14 protein-coding genes are annotated in these 19,971 nt (G+C 62.8%); 5 read left to right on the forward strand and 9 right to left on the reverse strand.

Annotated features, from left to right (window positions below):
- The first annotated feature begins 238 nt into the window (after window positions 1-238).
- Window positions 239-1,171, forward strand: coding sequence for a non-homologous end joining protein Ku (gene ku, locus ASE49_RS04210; RefSeq protein WP_056768882.1), 933 nt, complete (start codon window positions 239-241; stop codon window positions 1,169-1,171).
- 15 nt (window positions 1,172-1,186) lie between these two features.
- Window positions 1,187-3,694 carry a DNA ligase D gene (ligD, locus tag ASE49_RS04215; protein WP_056768883.1) on the forward strand — a complete coding sequence of 836 codons (2,508 nt, stop codon included), beginning with the start codon at window positions 1,187-1,189 and terminating at the stop codon, window positions 3,692-3,694.
- Window positions 3,695-3,716: 22 nt separating this feature from the next.
- Here ligD and ASE49_RS04220 read toward each other — a convergent pair whose 3' ends face one another.
- The gene (locus tag ASE49_RS04220) at window positions 3,717-4,772 is read right to left on the reverse strand and encodes an NADP-dependent oxidoreductase (RefSeq protein ID WP_056768954.1); all 1,056 of its coding nucleotides are present in this window, start codon (window positions 4,770-4,772) and stop codon (window positions 3,717-3,719) included.
- A gap of 306 nt (window positions 4,773-5,078) precedes the next feature.
- Here ASE49_RS04220 and ASE49_RS04225 point away from each other — a divergent pair, with 306 nt between their 5' ends.
- Window positions 5,079-6,380 (forward strand): sensor histidine kinase, encoded by a 1,302-nt coding sequence (locus ASE49_RS04225; protein ID WP_056768884.1) that lies wholly within the window; start codon window positions 5,079-5,081, stop codon window positions 6,378-6,380.
- 9 nt (window positions 6,381-6,389) lie between these two features.
- Here the strand turns inward: ASE49_RS04225 and ASE49_RS04230 are convergent, their stop codons facing one another.
- From ASE49_RS04230 to ASE49_RS04265, 8 genes are all read right to left on the reverse strand, one after another.
- Window positions 6,390-7,331: an iron-containing redox enzyme family protein gene (locus tag ASE49_RS04230; protein WP_082456296.1), complete on the reverse strand. Its 942-nt coding sequence runs from the start codon at window positions 7,329-7,331 to the stop codon at window positions 6,390-6,392.
- Window positions 7,332-7,437: 106 nt separating this feature from the next.
- The gene (locus ASE49_RS04235; protein WP_056768885.1) at window positions 7,438-7,698 is read right to left on the reverse strand and encodes a hypothetical protein; all 261 of its coding nucleotides are present in this window, start codon (window positions 7,696-7,698) and stop codon (window positions 7,438-7,440) included.
- Between the two features lie 116 nt (window positions 7,699-7,814).
- Window positions 7,815-10,208 carry a hypothetical protein gene (locus ASE49_RS04240; RefSeq protein ID WP_056768886.1) on the reverse strand — a complete coding sequence of 798 codons (2,394 nt, stop codon included), beginning with the start codon at window positions 10,206-10,208 and terminating at the stop codon, window positions 7,815-7,817.
- Between the two features lie 112 nt (window positions 10,209-10,320).
- On the reverse strand, window positions 10,321-11,484 hold the full coding sequence (locus ASE49_RS04245; RefSeq protein WP_056768887.1) for a hybrid sensor histidine kinase/response regulator: 1,164 nt from the start codon (window positions 11,482-11,484) through the stop codon (window positions 10,321-10,323).
- Entirely contained in the window at window positions 11,481-12,053 is a 573-nt protein-coding gene (locus tag ASE49_RS04250) for a chemotaxis protein CheB (RefSeq protein ID WP_056768888.1), read from the reverse strand. Before ASE49_RS04250 ends, ASE49_RS04245 begins: the two co-directional genes overlap by 4 nt.
- Window positions 12,050-12,877 (reverse strand): CheR family methyltransferase, encoded by an 828-nt coding sequence (locus tag ASE49_RS04255; RefSeq protein WP_082456303.1) that lies wholly within the window; start codon window positions 12,875-12,877, stop codon window positions 12,050-12,052. The genes ASE49_RS04250 and ASE49_RS04255 overlap by 4 nt, the downstream gene beginning before the upstream one ends.
- A 5-nt stretch (window positions 12,878-12,882) precedes the next feature.
- Window positions 12,883-16,218, reverse strand: coding sequence for a response regulator (locus tag ASE49_RS04260; RefSeq protein WP_235522834.1), 3,336 nt, complete (start codon window positions 16,216-16,218; stop codon window positions 12,883-12,885).
- A gap of 221 nt (window positions 16,219-16,439) precedes the next feature.
- Window positions 16,440-17,204, reverse strand: a complete 765-nt coding sequence (locus ASE49_RS04265; RefSeq protein WP_056768890.1) for a FadR/GntR family transcriptional regulator — start codon at window positions 17,202-17,204, stop codon at window positions 16,440-16,442.
- A 646-nt stretch (window positions 17,205-17,850) separates the two neighbouring features.
- Here ASE49_RS04265 and ASE49_RS04270 point away from each other — a divergent pair.
- Window positions 17,851-18,951: a branched-chain amino acid aminotransferase gene (locus ASE49_RS04270; RefSeq protein WP_056768891.1), complete on the forward strand. Its 1,101-nt coding sequence runs from the start codon at window positions 17,851-17,853 to the stop codon at window positions 18,949-18,951.
- A 112-nt stretch (window positions 18,952-19,063) separates the two neighbouring features.
- Window positions 19,064-19,915: a glutathione-dependent disulfide-bond oxidoreductase gene (yghU, locus tag ASE49_RS04275; protein ID WP_056768892.1), complete on the forward strand. Its 852-nt coding sequence runs from the start codon at window positions 19,064-19,066 to the stop codon at window positions 19,913-19,915.
- Window positions 19,916-19,971 lie beyond the last annotated feature (56 nt).

A 19,971-nucleotide genomic window follows, 5' to 3' on the forward strand; every position in this document is an offset into this window, starting at 1 on the left:
ATCGCCACTCGATACGAAAAGGATGCTGCCAACTATCTCGCTGCCATCAAGCTCATCTGCGTGCGACTGTGGTGCAATGCGTAATGAGTCCGCGCCCTAATCGTCAATACGCGCTGCGCCGCCAGGTGAGGTTGCGCCCCTTGAAATCAGCAAGCCAGCGTGCCGTTTATCGCCGTGCGATTGCCTGACGGGAACCTGCGCCCTTCACACCGTTTCTTGTGTGCAGGAGGACACGGTCATGGCTGCGCGCGCATATTGGTCAGGGCAGATTCGCCTGGCTCTTGTTTCGATACCTATTGAAATATACCCGGCAACACGTTCCGGTGCGGCCATATCCTTTCACCAGATTCATGAGCCCAGCGGGCAGCGCATACGCTACGAAAAGGTCGCTGCCGGTGTAGGGCCAGTAGACCGGGACGAGATCATCAAGGGGTATGAGGTTTCCAAAGGCAATTACGTGTTGCTTGACGAGGAAGAGATCGAAGCGGTCAAGATCGAGAGCCGCAAGACGCTGGAATTGGTGCAGTTTGTCGAAGCAGACGAGATTGACGTCCTCTATTATGAAAAGCCTTACTTCGTGGTGCCCGCAGACGATCTTGCGGAGGAAGCGTACTCGGTATTGCGCGAAGCCTTGCGCAAGACACGCAAGGTAGGCCTGGGCCAATTGGCGGTGCGGGGGCGCGAGCAGCTGGTGTCCATCAAACCGTGCGGCCGCGGACTGATCCTGGAAGTGCTTCGCTACGCCGACGAAGTCCACAAGGCGCAAGGATATTTTCGGGACATCGGCGAGGTGACGCCAGACGAGGACTTGCTAGACCTTGCAACGACATTGATCGACAAGAAAACCGCCCCGTTCAAACCGGCAGAATTTCACGATCGCTACGTTGATGCATTGCATCGTCTGATCGACAAGAAGGCAAAATCGAAAAGCAAGACGCGCATCTTGGAAGATGTGGGTGAACCCGGTGACAGCAAAAGCAACGTCATCGACCTTATGGCAGCGCTCAAGAAATCGGTCGGCGCGGCGGGCAAGGATACCGCCAAAACGGCAGCAAAGTCCAAACCTGCCAAAACGACCGAGGCCAAAACCACTGTCAAACCAAAGGCGACGAAGTCAGGGGCCGCAGCTAAGTCATCGTCTGCCACCACCCGCTCGCGCAAGCGTGCCTAACCGGGATCGCATGCGATGAAAAAGCCCGACACGCTTGCCGAATACAATCGTAAGCGCGATTTCGGCAAAACCACCGAACCTTCCGGGAAATCGTCCCACGCCAGCGGCGGCAGCAGTTTCGTGGTGCAAAAGCATGCTGCCACCCGGCTGCATTGGGATTTCCGCATCGAAGTGGACGGCGTGCTCAAATCCTGGGCCGTCACGCGCGGGCCAAGCGCAGATCCTGATGACAAGCGCCTGGCGGTGCGGACGGAAGATCACCCGCTCAGTTACGGCGGGTTTGAGGGGATCATTCCCAAGGGCGAATATGGCGGCGGGACCGTAATGGTGTGGGATCGCGGAACGTGGGCCCCGATCGTCGGAAAAAGCGCCAAGGACATCGAAGATGGCCACTTGCACTTCACGCTGGATGGCGAACGGATGAAGGGCGAATGGCTGCTGGTGCGCATGAAGCCGCGGCCCGGCGAGAAGCGCGAGAACTGGTTGTTGCGCAAGGTCAAGGATCCGTTCGCCAGCGATGGCGACGTTCTGGTAGAGCAAGGTCTGACCAGCGTACTGACCGGTCGCACGATGGCGCAGATCGCCGCCGACAAGGTCGGTGCGCACGGCTTGGCGGACAAAAAAGGCGATGCGTTCACCAGGGAAATGGCAAAGGCGGCGGCCCACACCGGGCGCAAGGCCGCGTCCAGGCGCAAAGCGGCAGCCAAGCCACCGCCCTTCCGGGCCGTCCAACTGGCCACGCTGGTGGATGCGGTACCGGCGGGCAACTTGTGGATGCACGAGATCAAGTTCGACGGTTATCGCGCGCTGATAGCTGCAGCAGGATCGCACGTGCGCGTCTACACCCGCGCCGGGCATGACTGGAGCGACAAGTTCGCCCCACTGTGCGCACATATCGCAGCGCTAGACCTGCCGCCCTGCCTTATCGACGGGGAAGTGATCGCGCGCGGTGCCGAGGGCAATCCCGATTTTTCCAGCCTGCAATCCGTGCTCAAGCGCGGGCACGGCAGCCAGTCGGACGAGGATGCGCTGGAATTTCACGCCTTCGACCTGCTGGAAATAGATGGCATCGCTATTGCCGCCATGCCGAACATCGAGCGCAAGGAACGCCTGGAGGCCCTGCTTGCTGACGCTCAGCCGCCGATATTCGTTGCTGATCACGTTATCGGATCGGGCGAGAAACTGTATCACGCGATGTGCGCTGCCGGGCAGGAAGGGATCATCGCCAAACGCGTGGACGCCACATATTCGGGCCGTCGTTCCCGCAACTGGGTGAAAGTGAAATGCACACGGCGGCAGGAATTCGTGATCGTTGGCTGGGCGAAATCGCAAGCCAAGGGGCGGCCCTTTTCCTCGTTGCTACTGGGCCAGTACGAAGGCGAAACACTGACATATCGCGGCAAGGTGGGCACCGGGTTCAATGCCGACACGCTGGCTGACCTCGCCGCGCGCCTCGACAAACTCGAACGCAAAAGTGCGCCCGTTGATGTGCCCAAGCTGGAGGCGCGTGGCGCTACCTGGGTCACGCCCAAGCTGGTCGCCGAGATTGCGTTTGCCGAACTCACTGCCGACGGTCGCGTGCGGCATGGCAGCTTTCTAGGCCTGCGCGCAGACAAGGGCGCGAAGGCCGTGGTGGCCGAGCGGCCAGAGCCTGCTCCTGTCGCCGCCATCGACGTTGCGGTCAGCAACCGCGGTCGCGTGATCTTTCCGGAAGGCGGACAAACCAAAGGCCAGTTGGCCGACTATTACGCGGACGTCGCCGCGCTGCTGCTGCCGTTTGCCGCAAACCGCCCGATCAGCCTGGTGCGCTGTCCGCAGGGCCGGGGCAAGAAGTGCTTTTTCCAGAAGCACGATAGCGGGACCTTCGGCGATCACGTGCATCATGTGCCGATCCGCGAGAAGGACGGCGGCGCCGAAGACTATCTTTATGTGGACGACGCGGAAGGACTGGTGGCGTGCGTGCAGATGGGCACCATCGAATTTCATGGCTGGGGCGCGAAGATTGAGGCGGTAGAGCAGCCCGATCGGATGATCTTCGACCTCGATCCCGACGAAGGGCTGGATTTCGCCGCCTGCATCAAAGCGGCGACCGACATTCGCGCGCATCTGGCGGACCTTGGGCTGATCTCGTTCGCCATGCTGTCGGGCGGCAAGGGCATACACGTGGTTGTGCCGCTTCGCCCCGAACACGACTGGGACGTGCACAAGGACTTTGCCCGCAGATTTGCCGAAGCGATGAGCCTGGCCGAACCGGACCGCTATGTGGCCACCATGAGCAAGGCCAAGCGCAAGGGTCGCATTTTCATCGACTGGCTGCGCAACCAGCGCGGCGCTACGGCGGTGCAGCCTTATTCCGCGCGTGCCCGCGCTGGCGCTCCAGTGGCGGTGCCGGTCAGCTGGGATGAGTTGGGCGACATGAAGGATGCTCATCCCTACACGATCGCGGATGCGGACGCCCTCATCGAACGGGCGCGCACGTTGCGCGGTTGGGGGTTTGCCGATCAGGTGCTGCCGGGTGTATAGGTCCCGGCAGCACGCCGACCCTTCACGCCACGGCGTGGGGTTTCCAGTCCGCCAGAGTGGACACATTCTCATCGATCCGCACCAGTGTCTTGCCCGATGTTTCCCCTGACATCAGGCGGATGAACGCATCCGGCGTAGCCTCCAGCCCGGTGGCGACATTTTCCGTGGCGATCAGCTCGCCCGAGCGTACCCAGTCTGCCAGCGCCTCTTCCGCTTCGTGCACCATGTCCGCCGCTTCATAAGCCAGAAAGCCGCGCATGGTGATGCGGTTTACCAGCACCTGCCAGATGTTGCGCAGGCGATACGGGTCGGTCTGGTGGTTGTAGTTGGCGACCATGCCGCACACCGGAATGCGCCCGAACGCCTTCATGCGCGGTAGCACTGTATCGAGCGTCACCCCGCCCACATTATCGAAATATAGGTCGATGCCGTCCGGAAAATGCCGCGCGATCTCGGCATCAAGATCCTCGCACGCGCGGTAATCTATGGCGCCATCAAAGCCCAGCACGTCGGTGACGATGCGGGCCTTGTCCGCCGACCCCACGGTGCCGATCACCCGGCAGCCGGACAGCCGCGCAACCTGCCCCGCCACCGATCCGACCGCGCCAGCCGCCGCGCTCACCAGCACCTCGTCGCCGCTGCGCATCTCACCATAGCGCTTGAGGCCGACGTAAGCAGTGATCCCCGACCACCCGCATGCCCCCATGTATGCGGTAAGCGGCAGGTCCTGGGCCACGGTCACGTTCTCGAAACCCACGTTGCCCGGCGTGATTACGGAGTGCGTCTCCCAACCGACAAAGCCGCGCCCGTAGTCGCCCTCGCGAAAGTCCGGGTTGCGGGATTTGACCACCCGCCCCAGTACCATTGCCGGGATCAGCCCGCCGATGGCTACGGGCGGCATGTAGCTTTTCACGTCATCCAGCATCCCGCGCACGGCAGGATCGATAGCGTACACGTGGTTTTCCAGCAGCACCTCACCGTCCGCCAGATCGGGAATCGGTGCTTCCTCCATGCGAAAATTGCCCTGCTCCGGCACACCGACGGGACGCGATTGCAGGACGATGCGGCGGTTGATCATGATCTCTCTCCATGCGGATCCACCGGGGCGTGGCCGTGGTCCGCCGGACGCACGGTAGCCATGGCATGGCAGGCGCGTGACTGACAGATTGAACAGTTCCGGGCTTTCGATCAGGCCACGACCGACGAGTATCAAATCGTTGCTGGGCGCAATCGCCATTGACGCGCACGGCAAGGGGTGGAACCGCTATTGCCAGCCGGGCGCGCCCAGGATCGCAGAACATCGGCAAACGAGAGACGATCGGGCCTGGCGGGTTCTTCCCGGATGCCGGCCCCGCGAAGTCTTTGACGAGAGAGGATTGGATCGTTGGCACGCCCCCCTGCCCTGCGGTTCGCGGGCTATGTCGGCATCGTGTTCCTCGTGCTGGGGACCATGCAGCTTGTCGCCAGCCTGCTGTTCTACCAGTCCATAGACCGCCAGGCGCTGAACGAGGATCACGCACGCCGGATTGCCGAACTGCTGGTGGTCAGCGACCGTATCCACGCAGCTGATCCGACGCGCACAGCCTCCACGATGACGACCCGGCACCTTGCAGCATCGGTGGCGGAAGAACCCACGGTGGCGTCATCGCCCGCCAACGACAAGGCAACCTACATTGGCCGGCGCATCGTCGAATGGGAACCTTCGCTTGCGAACCGGTCGTTGCGGCTGGCGTTGCAGCACGCCTCGACCAGCAAGGAGGATCTCGTCGGCTCGATACGCCTCGCGGACGGACGCTGGCTGAATTTTCGGGCGACGGACATCGATGCTATGTGGCCTGCGGCCCTGCGGGCCACCACACTGACGCTGGCCGCCACGGTGCTGTGCCTGTCGATCGGCCTCATCGTCCTGCACCTTCTGACCCGGCCCTTGCGCCGCATGATCGATGCCGCTGATGCGATCGGCCAAGGCCGTCAAGTGGCGGTGCGCGAAAGCGGGTCGCCGGACTTGCGCAAGCTGGCGCATTCCATGAATGTGATGCAGGAGCGGATCGCGCGGCTCCTACAGGACCAGGCGCGGTCTTTCGAAGCAATAAGCCACGATCTTCGCACGCCGCTGGCGCGGCAGAAGATCGCGGGCGAGTTGATGGACGATGCTGAACTGGGCGGCGTGATCCTTGCCAGCGTGGCCGAGATGGAAAGCCTGCTCGCCTCACTGCAACGGTTCCTGCGGGCTCAGCACATCGATGCCGAACCCGAAAACGTCGATCTGGGGGCGTTGCTGGCACATGTGGCGCAGCCTTACCACGGGCGGGCGATTGTTGATTTGCGAGAACGGGTAGTCCTGCGCACGTTTCGCGAGCCGCTGGTGCTGGCGCTGGCGGCATTGGTGGAAAACGCCATCCAGTACGGCGACAAGGCTATCCTATCGGCCAAGCGATCCGGCACTGGCTGGCGCATTGTGGTGGAAGACCGAGGCCCCGGCATTCCAGAGCAGTTTTTCGAGGCGATCCTCGACCCGTTCTACCGCCTGGACGAGGCACGTGCCCGCGATACCGGCGGGTTCGGGCTTGGCATTCCCACCGCGCATCGCCTGATGATGCGGTTTAACGGCCACCTGTCATTTGCAACCGCAACAAGCGGCGGGCTGATCGCATACCTTCAGCTTCCCGTCCCGCCCGCAGACTGAGCGGACCGCTCAGTGGGTCACTAAAGTCGTGGCCGACTGCCCGTTCCAGAGATGAGCGCGATACCGCGCGAAGCAGCGCTTGCCGCACTCCAGCCGCATCAATGCGCCTTCTGCGATCGCAACCGCGCGGCGTGGGTCTTCGCTGACGAGCGGATAGAGCGCCTCGCGGTTCCAGTCTTCGCTGTGCTTCACATCGAGAACCGCGTGCAGATCGAAATAGCGTCGCTCACGGTCATTCAGACCGATCCGCCGCAGCCCTTGCGCCACCAGCGCCGAACGCCCCGGCGCGGTGAGTTCGATAACGCCAAGCGCTCCTACCGAATGCCAGGCGTAGCGGCGCGACGTGGCCATAGCCGTCATGGCGTTAGCCAGCGCCAGGCTCTCTCCCACCGTCGTGTCGATGGACGGGTTGACCGCCAGCGCGTCCGCCACGATCTGCAGCATCGGGCCATGCATGCCCTTGGCGTTGCCCCGGCCCATCTCGTCCCAGTAATTGCGCGCCAGTTCCAGCTTGGCCGCATCGGGCAACTTGACCTGTGTCAGGGCCACCAGATCGTCGAAGCCCGCCTCTCCAGCCGCTTCCTGCTCGAAAAACCAGCGGATTTCGTCACGCGTCGCGTGCGCAGCAAGCCACGGAAACAAGGGATCGTGCTGGCCGGGACCGGTCTGGGCCAGATCCTCAAACCAGCAAACGAACGCACCCGGTTCCGTCGGCACATCCGCAACCGCATCGGCAACATGGGCGCGCAGCGCTTCCAGAAATGCCCCTTCCACACGCAGCATGTGGGTATCGTCGTCGAGCGTCGTCATCCAGTCCCCTTGCGGGAACTGCGGGGCCAACCGGCAATGGTTCCAATGCGCCAGCTTGCGCTGAAAATCGTCGGAAAAAAGGCTATCGGTAAAAGTGATCGGCGAACCGTGGCTGGGGGCGGCGAATTGCAGGCTATACATCACAAGTCCTTTGCGGATACCTTGTGAGAATAGCCGGCCAATCGCCGGGGTTCCCCTTTCATAACCTCAGGCACGGCATGGGACTTACACGGATGCGGATTACGCTTTACGCGTCGGGATCGTAATCCTCGTCGTCCAGATGCTTCATCGCATCGTCTTCATCTTCAGGGTCGATGTAATCAAGCGGATTGAGACCCAGTTCGGCCACGACCTCGATCTTGGTCGACGCTACTACGATTTCGTCCCCGTCCTCCAGTTCGATCGTGGTGGAGTCCGGCTCGGTGCCAGTGGAAATGTCCACGACATCGGCGGGGTCGATTTCTACCTCTTCGCCATCGGGCGTCTCAAAGGTCACGGTCTTGGGCATCGGCAAGCTCCTGTTCCAACGCATCGTCGAACACGCGCACAGCGCATTTCGTTCCGTATGAATTTTGCAGGACAGCAATTATCCATCACGCGTTCAAAACAGGCGGAAGAAAGGCGCTATCGCACGGAGAGTGCTAGGGCTTCCTGCGGCGCATCCCGCAAATGCACATACAACTTTCCGTTGGTCGGCGGACCGGGAATGGTGATTGCCGCGCCGGTAAAACCAGCCTGCACCGCATGTCCCTTGCGAAAGGCCGGATCGGTCGCAACGGCTTCGATCAGAAACAAGTCCCGGCCCGTGACCGTGCACGTGTCCCCAGCCTTGGCGCAGGTGACACCCGTGATTTGCGGCAGCCGCGCTACGGTGGTCAGCGGCACCCAGTCGCCCGCTCCTGCAGTTTCTCGAACAAGGCGAAACCGTAAGGGACCGTGCGTTCCCGCCGGAAGGTCCGACGCTTTCAGCGTGGCCACGGCCACATCGGTTCCCGACAGCGTCAGCCCGTGGCCGCTGGTCAACCGCGCGAGTGTGGGACCATCATCGGTAGCCACTATCTCGATCGCGTCGCTCGCCTGCAGGGGGGCGCCGGCAGCGGCCTTGACCGAGAATACCAGGTCGGCGGTGTTGGGCAGCAGGTCGCCCGGTTTGATGTCCAACTGTCTGATATCCGGCGCAGGGGCCGCAGGATAGACGGTGCGGTTCAATACCTGCACAACGGGCCGCGCAGGGGCGATGTGGACCGTCATCGAGACGGTGCGACCATCCTGCAGCGCAACGATCGCCTTTGTGGCTGTGTCTTTCGCGGCGGCCCTGCCACCTGCGCTTGCCTGCAACTGCAGGTGGTCGACCTTCCCGTCCCGCGTCAAACCTGCCGGGGCAAAGTCCAGCCCGTCCATCGTCACCGACCGCACTTGATCGAGCCGTTGTCCCGTAAGAACGCCGCGATCATCGCCGGCATGGATCTCTAACCCGTCAAGTCTGCTGGCCTGCACATGCGCCTTCATACGCACGAGGACGGGCTCGCTGCCGATCTGGCGTATCTCCACCGTCAGTTCACCGGGCGCGACGCCATCCAGCGGCAGCAAGACGGATAACTTGCCACCGCTTTGCGCAGTGAATTTGACCGGCTGGGGTGATCCGTCCGCAAGGCGCAGCGCCACACCATCGATGCAGGACGGGGCCACGCCTTCGAGGGTCACCGCGTTATCACGCCCGACGACCAACGAGCCGCCGCCATCCGCGACCTTCCAGCCGTTCGTGTCTGGCTGCTCCAGATGAAATTCCGGGCCATCGAAGGACACAAAGCCCCACTGGCCTTGCAGACGGGCGGTGATGGCGCCGGTAAAGCCGCCAGGCACTGCGCCAGCGCTCAGCACGTAGCCGCCCTGCTCCGCTTGCGCGGTAACCGGCACCTCCACGGTCTGCCCGGAAGCAGACGTAAGCCGCGCTTTCATCGCGTGAGCAAAGTCGGTGGAAAATACCAGCGGGGCCCCTTCCACCGGCAGCACAACGCGGGGGCGGGCGGCGCAGATCGGCCCTGACGCGGTGCTGCGCAGGCGGGGCAGCTTGTCATCCTCCACGGCCGGCAAGGCGGCGAGCATCACGGACTTGGGCTTGGCGAACGACGGCGCAGCGTTGAGCAGCAAGGACAGGACATCGCCTTTGCGCATCGTGAGCGCAGGCTGATAGTTGAACTGCGGGTTGTTGAACGCCCCGAAGATCTTGGCGACATCACGCGCCACCGCGATGTAGCTGCTGTAATAGCCTGCGCCTGCCTCCCGCGTATAGCTGAGCTGGATCGCAAGGTCAGTGGGCGTTCCCGTCAACGTGTCCGCCAGCGAATTGGAATGCAGGTCGCTCAGCACCAGCGCGTCCTTGTTCTGGACGAGGCACGAGGCCTGCTGCTCGATCACTTTGGACAGGCAATCTTCCTGCAGCTTGATCGACAGGCTGCGCGCCAGTGTTGGCGCAACGCTGCGCAACGCTTCAGGCCGGGTGTCCCCCTGCGCACCGATCGCGGCGAGGAACGTGGCAAGCCGCGAATGGTCAAGCGAGGCCTGGTTCAGTTCCTGGCTTGCCCGTACAAATTCGCCCGGCTTGCCGCGCACGGCATCGCTAAGCGCGCCTTTGGCCCCGCCGGTCTGCGGGACCAGCAGCACGACCATCTGGCGCGCGCCTTTGGGCACCATCAGATTGAGCGTGTTTTCCTTGTCCTTCCCCTTCCAGGTTTCCGCAAAAGACAACCAATCCTTGGGCGGCGGGTTGGTGGCGCCGCGCAGGAAGGCGGACATCAGCAGGAACTGCGCGCCCTGATCCTTCGGAAACGCACCGCTGACGGTAACCGTGTCCCCTTCGGCAAGGCTGGGCACCTGCGCGATGGGCAGCGTGACGTTGCCGCGCGTCACGGCGACACGCAGATCGGGCCCGGTCAGCTCGAACGGGGCGGCATCCCCCAGGGCCGGAACGGAAAGCAGGGCAGCGCCGGCAGCCAGGCAGATCGTTGTCTTGCGCAAAAAACCTGTTCCTGTTCCATCTTTCGGTTGCGGCACCCATGCCGCACTAGCCGCTTATGAACGACTTGCACAGCGTGGCTGCCACCTGGCACGGGCAAATGCTGCTTTGCGATCACGCAGCCGGCAGAGGCGAATCATTCCGAACTGTGGGAAGGCTAACCGTGAATGTGGTGCCTTGGCCGGCACCGTCACTGGCAACCGCGATGGTGCCGCTGTGCAGAGCCACCAACTGCTTGACCAGCGCCAGACCGATGCCAAGCCCGCCGCGCGCACGATTGCGATGGCTGTCCACTTGAGCGAAGATATCGAAGATGCGCGGCTGCAGGTCCGCGGGTATGCCTACGCCGTTGTCCGAGATGGCGATTTCCACCTGTTCCCCCACGCATCGCGCTTTTAGCCCCACCACGCCGCCGGGCGGGGTGTATTTCGCTGCGTTGTTCAAAAGGTTGGCGAGTATCTGGGACAAGCGCGTGAGATCCCCGTCCAGCCACACCGGATCGGCGGGCAATTCCACCTCGAACGTGTGCCCCTCCGTCTCGATCGTATGCCGGCTGACATCAAGCGCGGAGGCAACGACATCGGCCAGCGACGTTCGTTCGATCTTGAGGGAAATCTTGCCTTCGCTCACACGGGTAACGTCAAGGATGTCTTCTACCAGCCGCGCCAGATGCCGCAGCGTGCGTTGCATCTGGCCGCGTATCTCGTCGCCGCGCGCCGCAGCGCGCGGACGCTCCAGCAGATCGAGGCCGCCCAGCAGCGCCGCCACCGGGTTGCGCAGTTCATGGGCGAGTATGGCGAGGAAGCGGTCCTTCTGCCGGTCCGCTTCGCGCAGCGCCGCCGCTGCCCTCGCCAGTTCGTCGCGCTGGGCGGCGATCTGCTGGCGCTGGCGATACAGGTCGAAAAACACATCGGCCTTGTGGCGCAGGATCGCCGGCTCGATCGGCTTCTGGATAAAGTCCACGGCGCCGGATTCGTAGCCCCGAAACCGGCGCTGCGCATCGGTGCTGCCGGCGGTCACGAAAATGATTGGGACGTTGCGCGTGCGCTCGTTGCCGCGCATCAGCTCAGCCAGTTCGAACCCGTCCATCTCGGGCATCTGCACATCCAGAAACGCCAGCGCAACCTCATGTCGCAGCAGTAGTTCCAGCGCCTCCTCGCCCGAGTTCGCCTTGAGCAGGACCAGGCCTTCGCGCGCCAGCAGGGCCTCGAGTGCGAGCAGGTTCGCCGGTAGATCGTCGACCAGAAGGAAATTCACAGGCGCCATCGGCTCGCTCATGAATCCACCGCCGCGATCAGGCTTTCCACGATCTGGTCGGGGCCCAGCACACAGGCGCTCGGCCACCGCGCCAGCGCGGCTTCGGGCATCGCGCGGGCATAAGCGGTAGCCGGGTTCTGCACGATCGTGCGCCCGCCGCACAGCCCGATGGCGCGCAGGCCATTGGCTCCGTCTTCGTTTGCCCCGGTCAGGATCACGCCAGTCATCGCAGCGCCATAGGCGTCGGCGGCGCTTTCGAACAGGACATCGATGGATGGCCGGGAAAAGAACACGGGATCATCGGTGGACAACGACAGGGTGCGATCGGTTTCGATGAGCATGTGATAGTCAGGCGGCGCGAAGGTTATCGTGCCGGCAATGACGGGCTGCTTGTCTTCCGCCTCCTGCACCGCGATCCGGCATTTGCCGGCGAACAGCGTGGCCAGTTCGCTTCTGCGCCCGGGCGGCACATGCACCACCACGAAAACCGGCAGCGGATAAGTCTTGGGCAATGCCGGCAGAATACGCAGCAGCATCTGGATCGCGCCCGCCGAAGCACCGATCGCCACCGCCCCGCCGGACACGATCATGCCATGCGCCTCTGGTAGATTTTTTCATCCTTTACGAAATCGACGAAATCATCGGCACGCGCCGAAAAGCGCAAGGATTCCTTGGACCCCAGCCCCAGAAACCCGTTGCGGATCAGCGAATCGCTGAACAGGCCCAAGGCGCGGTCCTGCAACTGCCGGTCGAAATAGATCATCACATTGCGGCACGAGATCAGGTGCATTTCCGAAAATACCGCATCGGTGACGAGGCTGTGGTCGGAGAACACCACGCGCTCACGCAAGGACTTGTCGAACACCGCGCCGCCATAGCCAGTGGTGTAGTAATCCGACAGTGACGAGCGACCGCCGGACAAGCGATGGTTCTCGGTGAAAGCCTGCAATCGGCTGATGGGATAGATGCCCTGCGCGGCCGCATCCAGCGCACTTTGATTGATGTCGGTGGCGTAGAACAAGGTACGATCTTCCAGCCCCTCCTCCCGAAACAGTATCGCGAAGGAATGCAGTTCCTCGCCGGCGCTGCACCCTGCGATCCACACTTTCAGCGAGGGATAGGTCTTGAGATGCGGGACCACCTTTTCCCGAATGGCCCGGAAATAGCCGGGATCGCGAAAGAAGTCGCTGACCTGCACGGTCAACAACCGGACCACCCGCGAAGCCGCCTCCGGGTCGTGCAGCAGCCGGTCCTGCAGGGCGGAAAACGTCGCCACACCCAGTTGTTGGCGCGCCTGGCGCAAGCGGCGCTTGATGGAGGCCTGCGCGTAATTGCGAAAGTCGTAATGGTATCGCCGATACAGCGCTTCCAGCAGAAGGCGTATCTCGATGTCCTCGGTGGTGAGTTCATCCATGACGGTCAGCGCGGCATCCATACCCGGACAAGGGAAAGCAGCTTGTCCACGTCCAGCGGCTTGGCCATGTAGTCGTTCGCGCCAGCCTCGATGCAGCGGTCCTGATCGTCCGGCATGGCCTTGGCGGTCAACGCGATGATCGGCAGCTTCACCCATTGCCCATCCTTGCGGATGGCGCGCGTCGCGGTAAGACCGTCCATCACCGGCATCATCACGTCCATCAGCACCAGATCGATGGCGGGCGCGGTGCCGTCCGCTACTTTTGCCAGCGCATCCAGCGCTTCCTGGCCGTTGCGCGCAATTTCGACGCTGGCGCCCTGCGGCTCCAGAATGTTGGTGAGCGAGAACACGTTGCGCACGTCGTCCTCGACCACCAGGATCCTGCGCCCCTCCAGCACCGCGTCGCGATTGCGGGCCGCGCGGATCATGGTCTGCTGCTCGGCAGGCAGTTCGGTGACGACCTGGTGCAGGAATAGCGATACCTCGTCCAGCAGCCGTTCGGGCGAGCGCGCGCCTTTGATGATGATGGAATCGGAATACCGGCGCAGCCGCTGCTCATCCGCCGCCGACAAGTCATGGCCGGTGTAGACGATCACCGGCGGAAACGCATACGTGCCCTCCTTGCTCAGCGTCTCCAGCAGGGTGAACCCGCTCGCATCGGGCAGGTTCAGGTCCAGCACCATGCAATCGAAGGTCTGGTCGCGCAGTGCTTCCAGGCATTGCGCGGCGGTTGCCACGCCTACCGTTTCGACGCCGCCGCCCGCCAGCAGCCGGCTGACGGCATCGCGCTGCACCGCGTCGTCCTCAACGATGAGGACACGCCGTTCGGCTGACGCCAGCTTGTCACCCAGTGCTTCCAGCACATCGGCCAGTTCCTCGCGCTTCACCGGCTTTACCAGATAGCCGATCGCGCCCAGCGCCAGGGCGGTTTGCGTATGATCGCTGCCGGACACCACGTGCACCGGGATGTGCCGCGTTTCCACGTCGCGCTTGAGGCGATCGAGCAGCGCCAGCCCGGACTGGTCGGGCAGGCCAACGTCCAGCACCACGGCGTTGGGCTTGTGCGTGCGGGCAAGCTGCAGGGCTTCTTCCGCCGTCCCGGTAACGATGCACTGAAAGCGCATTTCCCGTGCCATGTCGCGCACGATCCCTGCAAAAATGGCGTCGTCTTCCACCACCAGCAGCGAGCGCTGGGCGTTCTCCAGCCGGTCGCGATCATCTTCCACCTGCCGCAGAAGCGCTGGGGCATGAGAGCGGCCCTTGCCAGGGAGCGTGGCGGTGGGAAGCGGCGGAGCCACGGACGCACGCGGTACATCACCCACACGCTCGGCGTCGCCCTGATAGATCCTGGGGATCGTTAGGGTAAACCGGCTGCCTTCCCCAGCCTTGCTCGTAAGGCCGACCGCTCCGCCCAGCAGGCGCGCCAGTTCGCGTGAGATCGACAAGCCCAATCCGGTCCCGCCATACTTTCGGCTGACGGTTCCGTCAGCCTGGCGAAACGCTTCGAAAATCGCGGCTTGTTGCTCTTCGGGGATGCCGATTCCCGTATCCGCCACGGTCAGGCGCAGAGCATCAGGGTCGTCTGCCTCGATTTCCAACCGCACGCTGCCAGACGCGGTAAACTTGAAGGCATTGGACAGCAGGTTCTTCAAAATCTGCTCGATCCGCTGGCGGTCCGTCTCGATCTCCGCCGGGCAGCCCGGGGCGATGTCGATCTCGAAGGCAAGGCCGCGATCCTTGGCGATCGGCTGAAATACCTGCCGCAGGTCCGAGGCCAGGCGTTCGACAAGAAACGCTTCGGGGCGGACCTGCAGGTGGCCTGCCTCGATTTTCGACAAATCCAGAATGTCGTTGATCAGCGCCAGCAGGTCATTGCCGGCAGACTCGATGGTGCGGGCGAACTGCACCTGTTCATCGGTAAGGTTCGCCGTCCGGTTGTCACCCAGCAGCTTGGACAGGATCAGCAGGGAATTGAGCGGCGTGCGCAATTCATGGCTCATGTTGGCCAGGAAATCGGACTTGTACCGGCTCGCCTGCTCCAGTTCCCTGGCCTTGGCCTCTACCGCCGCGTTGGACCGGGCCAGGTCGTCGCGCTGGTTTTCCAGCAGTTGGGCCTGTTCCTCCAATTGCGAATTGGTCTGTTCAAGCTCGACCTGCTGCTGCTCCAGGCTCGCCTGTGATTCCTTGAGCGCGCGGCCCTGCTCTTCCAGTTCCTCGTTGGAGACGCGCAGTTCCTCGCTTTGCACCTGCAATTCCTCGGCATGGTGCTGAAGCTGCGAGCGATAGCGGGCCGATCGCAATGCGGCGCCGATCTGAGAGGACGCATCCGCCAGTAATTCCAGCGTCAGCGCATCGACAGTCTGGAAGAAACCGAGCTCGACCACGCCTTCGACACGGCCATCCGAGGACGCTGGCACGATGGCAAGATGACGCGGTTTATGCTGCCCGAGGGCCGAACCGATGGTGAGATAACCATCGGGAATGTCGGACACGACAATCGCCTCGCCAGCATCCGCCACTTGCCCCAGCAGCCCCTCGTGCGAGGAAAACCGTTCGACGATGGTGGTTTGCGCCGGCACACCGTAGGATGCCACGCGCCGATAATGCTGGTCAGCCGCGGCGAACACCGCGCCGGCCTGCGCGTTTGCGTAGCGCACCAGAAACCCGAGGATGCTGTTGCCAAGCTGCTCGGCGTTCTGGTCTCCCATGAGCACCTCGGCCAGCCGCACCTGGCCGTTTTGCAGCCATTCGCGACGCGCTGCCGCGAGCCCCGCGCGCCGCACCAGCAGCGCAATCGCCAAGGTCAGACCGATCCCCAGTACGCAGGAAAGAATGCCGCTGATCGCAGCCGAGCGATACGCTAGGTCCATTTCGACCAGCCGTTCGCGCCGCAAGCGTTCCTCTGCCTGCTGCATGGCGGCAAGGCGAGAGCGTATCTCGTCCATCTCCGCCTTGCCGCGATCGGTGCCGACAATCGCCAGCGCGGCCTGCTCGCCCTGATTGCGCCGCGCGGCGATCGTATCGTGCAACTCCGTCAGCTTCGCATCGATGTGGCGGCGCAGCGGCGCCAGACGCCCCTGTTGCTCGGAGTTGTCTACCGTCAGCTTGGAGATCGTAGCGAAGTGCGCATCTACGTCCGCAAGCGCGGCGGTATAGGGGTCAAGATATTTGGTATTGCCGGTGAGCAGATACCCGCGCTGCCCCGTTTCCGCATCCTGCAGCGCCGATGTCAGGTCACCCATCGCCACGATCACATCATGCGAATGGAATATCTTGGCCTGATCGTCACGCAGCGTGCGCAGGTTCATGTACGCGATGGTGCCGCTGGCGACAAAAAACATGACCGCCAAAAACAGCGCGAACGCAGTTCGCGGATCCAATCCCTGCAGAATGCGGGGGGCATTGCGAACCTGGTTACTGTGCATCACCCTGCCATCGAGACGCGCTTGTCCGGACATGGCAGCGCAACGGGAATCAATTGCCGCTAAACGCCTTCGACATCAAGGCGTTCCCTGTGCCTAACTGACGGAACGAGCACGTGCGTTATGCGTCACGCACGCGATCACCGCGGCACGGCGGAAAACCCCGGCGCACCGGCGATCCGGCGGCGCTTCTCGCCGATTTCGCGCTTGGCGTTCTCGATCAGTTCAAGCTCCGTGACGGCCAGAAGATCTTCCGATACCCGCATCAGGTGCATGCGCATCGCCAGCCGAGCCTCTTCTGCCTCCCTTGCGCGCAAGGCATCGTAGATCCGGTGATGTTCGGACGGGCGCGGATTGATCCCAAGCCGCCGCGCCTGCTCGAACATGTGGCGGCACAAGGGCGAGCGTTCCCGCAAATCCCACAGATGTTCGATGGTCTGCGCCACCAGCGAGCTTTGGGTGCCTTCCGCGATCGCCATGTGGAACTGACGGTCCAGCGCCAGTTCCTCCGCCGAAGCCGGATCGACCGTTTCCATCCGCTGCAGGATCTCGCCGATCTGCGCCAGTTCAGCCTCGGTCATGACCGTCGCGGCCAGCGCTGCAGCTTCCCCTTCGAACATCAGCCGCGCCTCGATCAACTCGAACGCGCCGACGTCAAGCTCCGCAGGCACCCGATCGACAGGCAGATCGCCGGAAACGTAGACGCCCGACCCATGCCGGACCTCCACAAGGCCCCGGATTTCCAAGGCGATCATCGCTTCCCGTACAGTGGGCCGGCTGACCTTGAATTTCTCGGCCAGATCGCGCTCTGCCGGCAAACGGGTGCCGGGTCCGTACTGTCCTACACGAATGGACTGTTCGATCTGCTGCGCGAGACGTTGGTAAAGCTTAATTCTTTCGGCCATTGCCTACGCATGTCACATGCTACGATCGTCGGCAAGACACCTGACCACTTATCGCCGAGCCCGCAAAATTGTAGGGACAATGGAGGCCGGTCGCGCATTAAAACTCGATGCGCGAGCCCGACCGTAGGCCGGTTTATGGCTGGGGATAACCTGACCGAAACCCCGATAATGACGGCAAAAAAATTGTTTTCAAGGCTTGTTGTGCGATGCGGAATGTATCACATTTCAGGCAAGGCAGCAGTCCCCGGGAAACGCGCCCAGGTGTGAATGTTGCCCCAGCCGCGTCATGCGGTGATTATGGCTCAACAGCGCGAAAGGAGGTGATCCGATGTCTCATGGTTCAGCAGAGGGGTCGGCAGTTTCCGTAGCGAGGCATTATCGCTGAATTCAATCTGGCGATAAAGGCTTTGCTGGCGGCACTTCCCGGCCGCTGACCATGTGAAGGGCCGTACCGCATTGCCGGTGCGGCCCTTCTCATTTGGACCATGCCCGCGCTCAGCCCCCGCAAAAACGCTACAATACTTTCCTACATCGAACGCATCGTGCTATCAGAAAGTGCGCCTTACTAAATGTTGCTTTGAACTTGCCGGATTGGTAATTTTCGTTCAAGGCGCAGCACGATCTGCAGATAGAGGAATACCGTTCGATGGCCACTCTCGCCCCCGCCGGCCTGACTTTCAGCACTGTCGCCCATCCCGGTCCGGTAGATGCACAGACCCGCACAGACGTGCTCGCCAACCCCGGTTTCGGCACCAACTTCACCGATCACATGGTGACGATCGACTGGTCGGAAGCGGACGGCTGGCATGATGCGGTGATTACGGCGCGTCAGCCCATCCCTCTCGATCCGGCGGCTGCCGTGCTGCATTACGCGCAGGAAATCTTCGAAGGGCTGAAGGCGTACAAGCAGGCTGACGGTGCGATCGCGCTGTTCAGGCCGGAAGCCAATGCCAGGCGGTTCAACGATTCGGCGCGGCGCCTGGCGATGCCCGAATTGCCAGAAGCGGTCTTTGTCGAAGCCATCGAACGGCTGGTCCAGATCGATCAGGCCTGGATCCCGGAAGGGGACGGCGCGTCGCTGTACCTGCGCCCGTTCATGATCGCGACCGAGGCATTCCTGGGCGTGCGCCCGGCCAAGCAATACAAGTTCATCGTGATCGCCAGCCCCGCCGGCAACTACTTCAAGTCCGGCAGCCCTGCGGTTTCCATCTGGGTGTCGGACTACACCCGCGCTGCGCCCGGTGGCACCGGTGCGGCCAAGTGCGGTGGCAACTACGCCGCCAGCCTGGTCCCACAAGCCGAAGCGATCGCACGCGGCCACGATCAGGTCGTGTTCCTCGATGCTGCCGAGCACAAGTGGATCGAGGAGCTGGGCGGCATGAACCTGTATTTCGCGTTTGACGACGGCACGTTGCTCACACCCGAACTGACCGGCACGATCCTGCCGGGCATCACCCGCGACAGCCTGTTGCAACTGGCCCGCGAAGAAGGCCTGACGGTTCGCGAGGGCCGCTACAGCCTGGACCAGTGGCGCGACGATGCGACCTCGGGTAAGCTGGTCGAGACGTTCGCTTGCGGCACTGCCGCCGTCGTCACGCCGGTGGGTAAGGTAACGGGCCGCGATGGCTCGTTCACGATCGGCAGCGGCGGCCCTGGCCAGCTGACCGGCAAGCTCAAGAATCGCCTGGTTGCGATCCAGCGCGGGGAAGCGCCCGATACGCACGGCTGGATTCGCAAGATCGGCTAAGGCGGCCTGCAGACTAAGGCGGCCTGCAGAAACGCGTACCACCGGTTGCAGGCGCACTTTGGCACACTTACCTGTGCGGCATCGTTCTCGTCCGTTTTTCAGGAGCATTCGCATGGCTGATCCCACTTACACCCCGCCCAAGGTCTGGACGTGGGACCAGCCTAATGGCGGCCAGTTTGCCAGCATCAACCGGCCCACCGCCGGCGCGCGTTTCGACAAGGAACTGCCGCGCGGGCAGCATCCGTTTCAGCTGCACTCGCTCGGCACGCCCAATGGCCAGAAGGTCACGATCATGTTCGAGGAACTGCTCGCAGCCGGATACAGCGATGCCGAATACGATGCCTGGATGGTGTCCATCGCGGACGGCGACCAGTTCTCGTCCGGCTTTGTCTCGGTAAACCCGAATTCCAAGATCCCGGCCTTGCTGGACTATTCGCAGGGCGAACCGGTTCGCGTGTTCGAATCGGGCGCGATCCTGTTTTACCTGGCGGAAAAGTTCGGCGCGTTCCTGCCGTCCTCTGGCCCGCAGCGCGCCGAATGCATGTCGTGGCTGATGTGGCAGATGGGCACAGCACCGCTACTTGGCGGCGGATTCGGGCATTTCTATGCCTATGCGCCGGAAAAGTACCAATATCCGATCGATCGCTATGCGATGGAAGCCAAGCGCATCTTCGATGTGGCAGACAAGCGGCTGGCCGAAACCCGCTATCTGGCGGGTGACGATTACACGATCGCCGACATCGCGTCCTATGGCTGGCTCGGCGGCTTCGTACGCGGCGATGCGTACGGTGATGCGGCCACGTTCCTTGACGTTGCCAGCTATACCAACCTCGTGCGCTGGGGCGAGGACGTGGGCGCGCGTGAGGGCGTGCGCCGTGGCCGCATCGTCAATCGCAAGGGCGACGGCTTTGTTGCCGAACGTCACAGTGCCGCCGATATCGACGCGGTTCTGGCCGCAGCCTGAGCGGCGAACCGGAGCGCTGGGAAAAGCTCTTTTCAGCGCCCGGTTTAGTCGCTAAG

Source organism: Novosphingobium sp. Leaf2 (genome assembly GCF_001421325.1).
GTDB lineage: Bacteria > Pseudomonadota > Alphaproteobacteria > Sphingomonadales > Sphingomonadaceae > Novosphingobium.

Excerpts from the sequence above, each read along its gene's own strand:
- ku (WP_056768882.1), top strand. The coding sequence starts at position 239 with ATGGCTGCGCGCGCATATTGGTCAGGGCAGATTCGCCTGGCTCTTGTT.
- ligD (WP_056768883.1), top strand. The coding sequence starts at position 1,187 with ATGAAAAAGCCCGACACGCTTGCCGAATACAATCGTAAGCGCGATTTC.
- ASE49_RS04220 (WP_056768954.1), bottom strand. The coding sequence starts at position 4,772 with ATGATCAACCGCCGCATCGTCCTGCAATCGCGTCCCGTCGGTGTGCCG.
- ASE49_RS04230 (WP_082456296.1), bottom strand. The coding sequence starts at position 7,331 with ATGTATAGCCTGCAATTCGCCGCCCCCAGCCACGGTTCGCCGATCACT.
- ASE49_RS04235 (WP_056768885.1), bottom strand. The coding sequence starts at position 7,698 with ATGCCCAAGACCGTGACCTTTGAGACGCCCGATGGCGAAGAGGTAGAA.
- ASE49_RS04245 (WP_056768887.1), bottom strand. The coding sequence starts at position 11,484 with ATGAGCGAGCCGATGGCGCCTGTGAATTTCCTTCTGGTCGACGATCTA.
- ASE49_RS04250 (WP_056768888.1), bottom strand. The coding sequence starts at position 12,053 with ATGATCGTGTCCGGCGGGGCGGTGGCGATCGGTGCTTCGGCGGGCGCG.
- ASE49_RS04255 (WP_082456303.1), bottom strand. The coding sequence starts at position 12,877 with ATGGATGAACTCACCACCGAGGACATCGAGATACGCCTTCTGCTGGAA.
- ASE49_RS04260 (WP_235522834.1), bottom strand. The coding sequence starts at position 16,218 with ATGTTTTTTGTCGCCAGCGGCACCATCGCGTACATGAACCTGCGCACG.
- ASE49_RS04265 (WP_056768890.1), bottom strand. The coding sequence starts at position 17,204 with ATGGCCGAAAGAATTAAGCTTTACCAACGTCTCGCGCAGCAGATCGAA.
- ASE49_RS04270 (WP_056768891.1), top strand. The coding sequence starts at position 17,851 with ATGGCCACTCTCGCCCCCGCCGGCCTGACTTTCAGCACTGTCGCCCAT.
- yghU (WP_056768892.1), top strand. The coding sequence starts at position 19,064 with ATGGCTGATCCCACTTACACCCCGCCCAAGGTCTGGACGTGGGACCAG.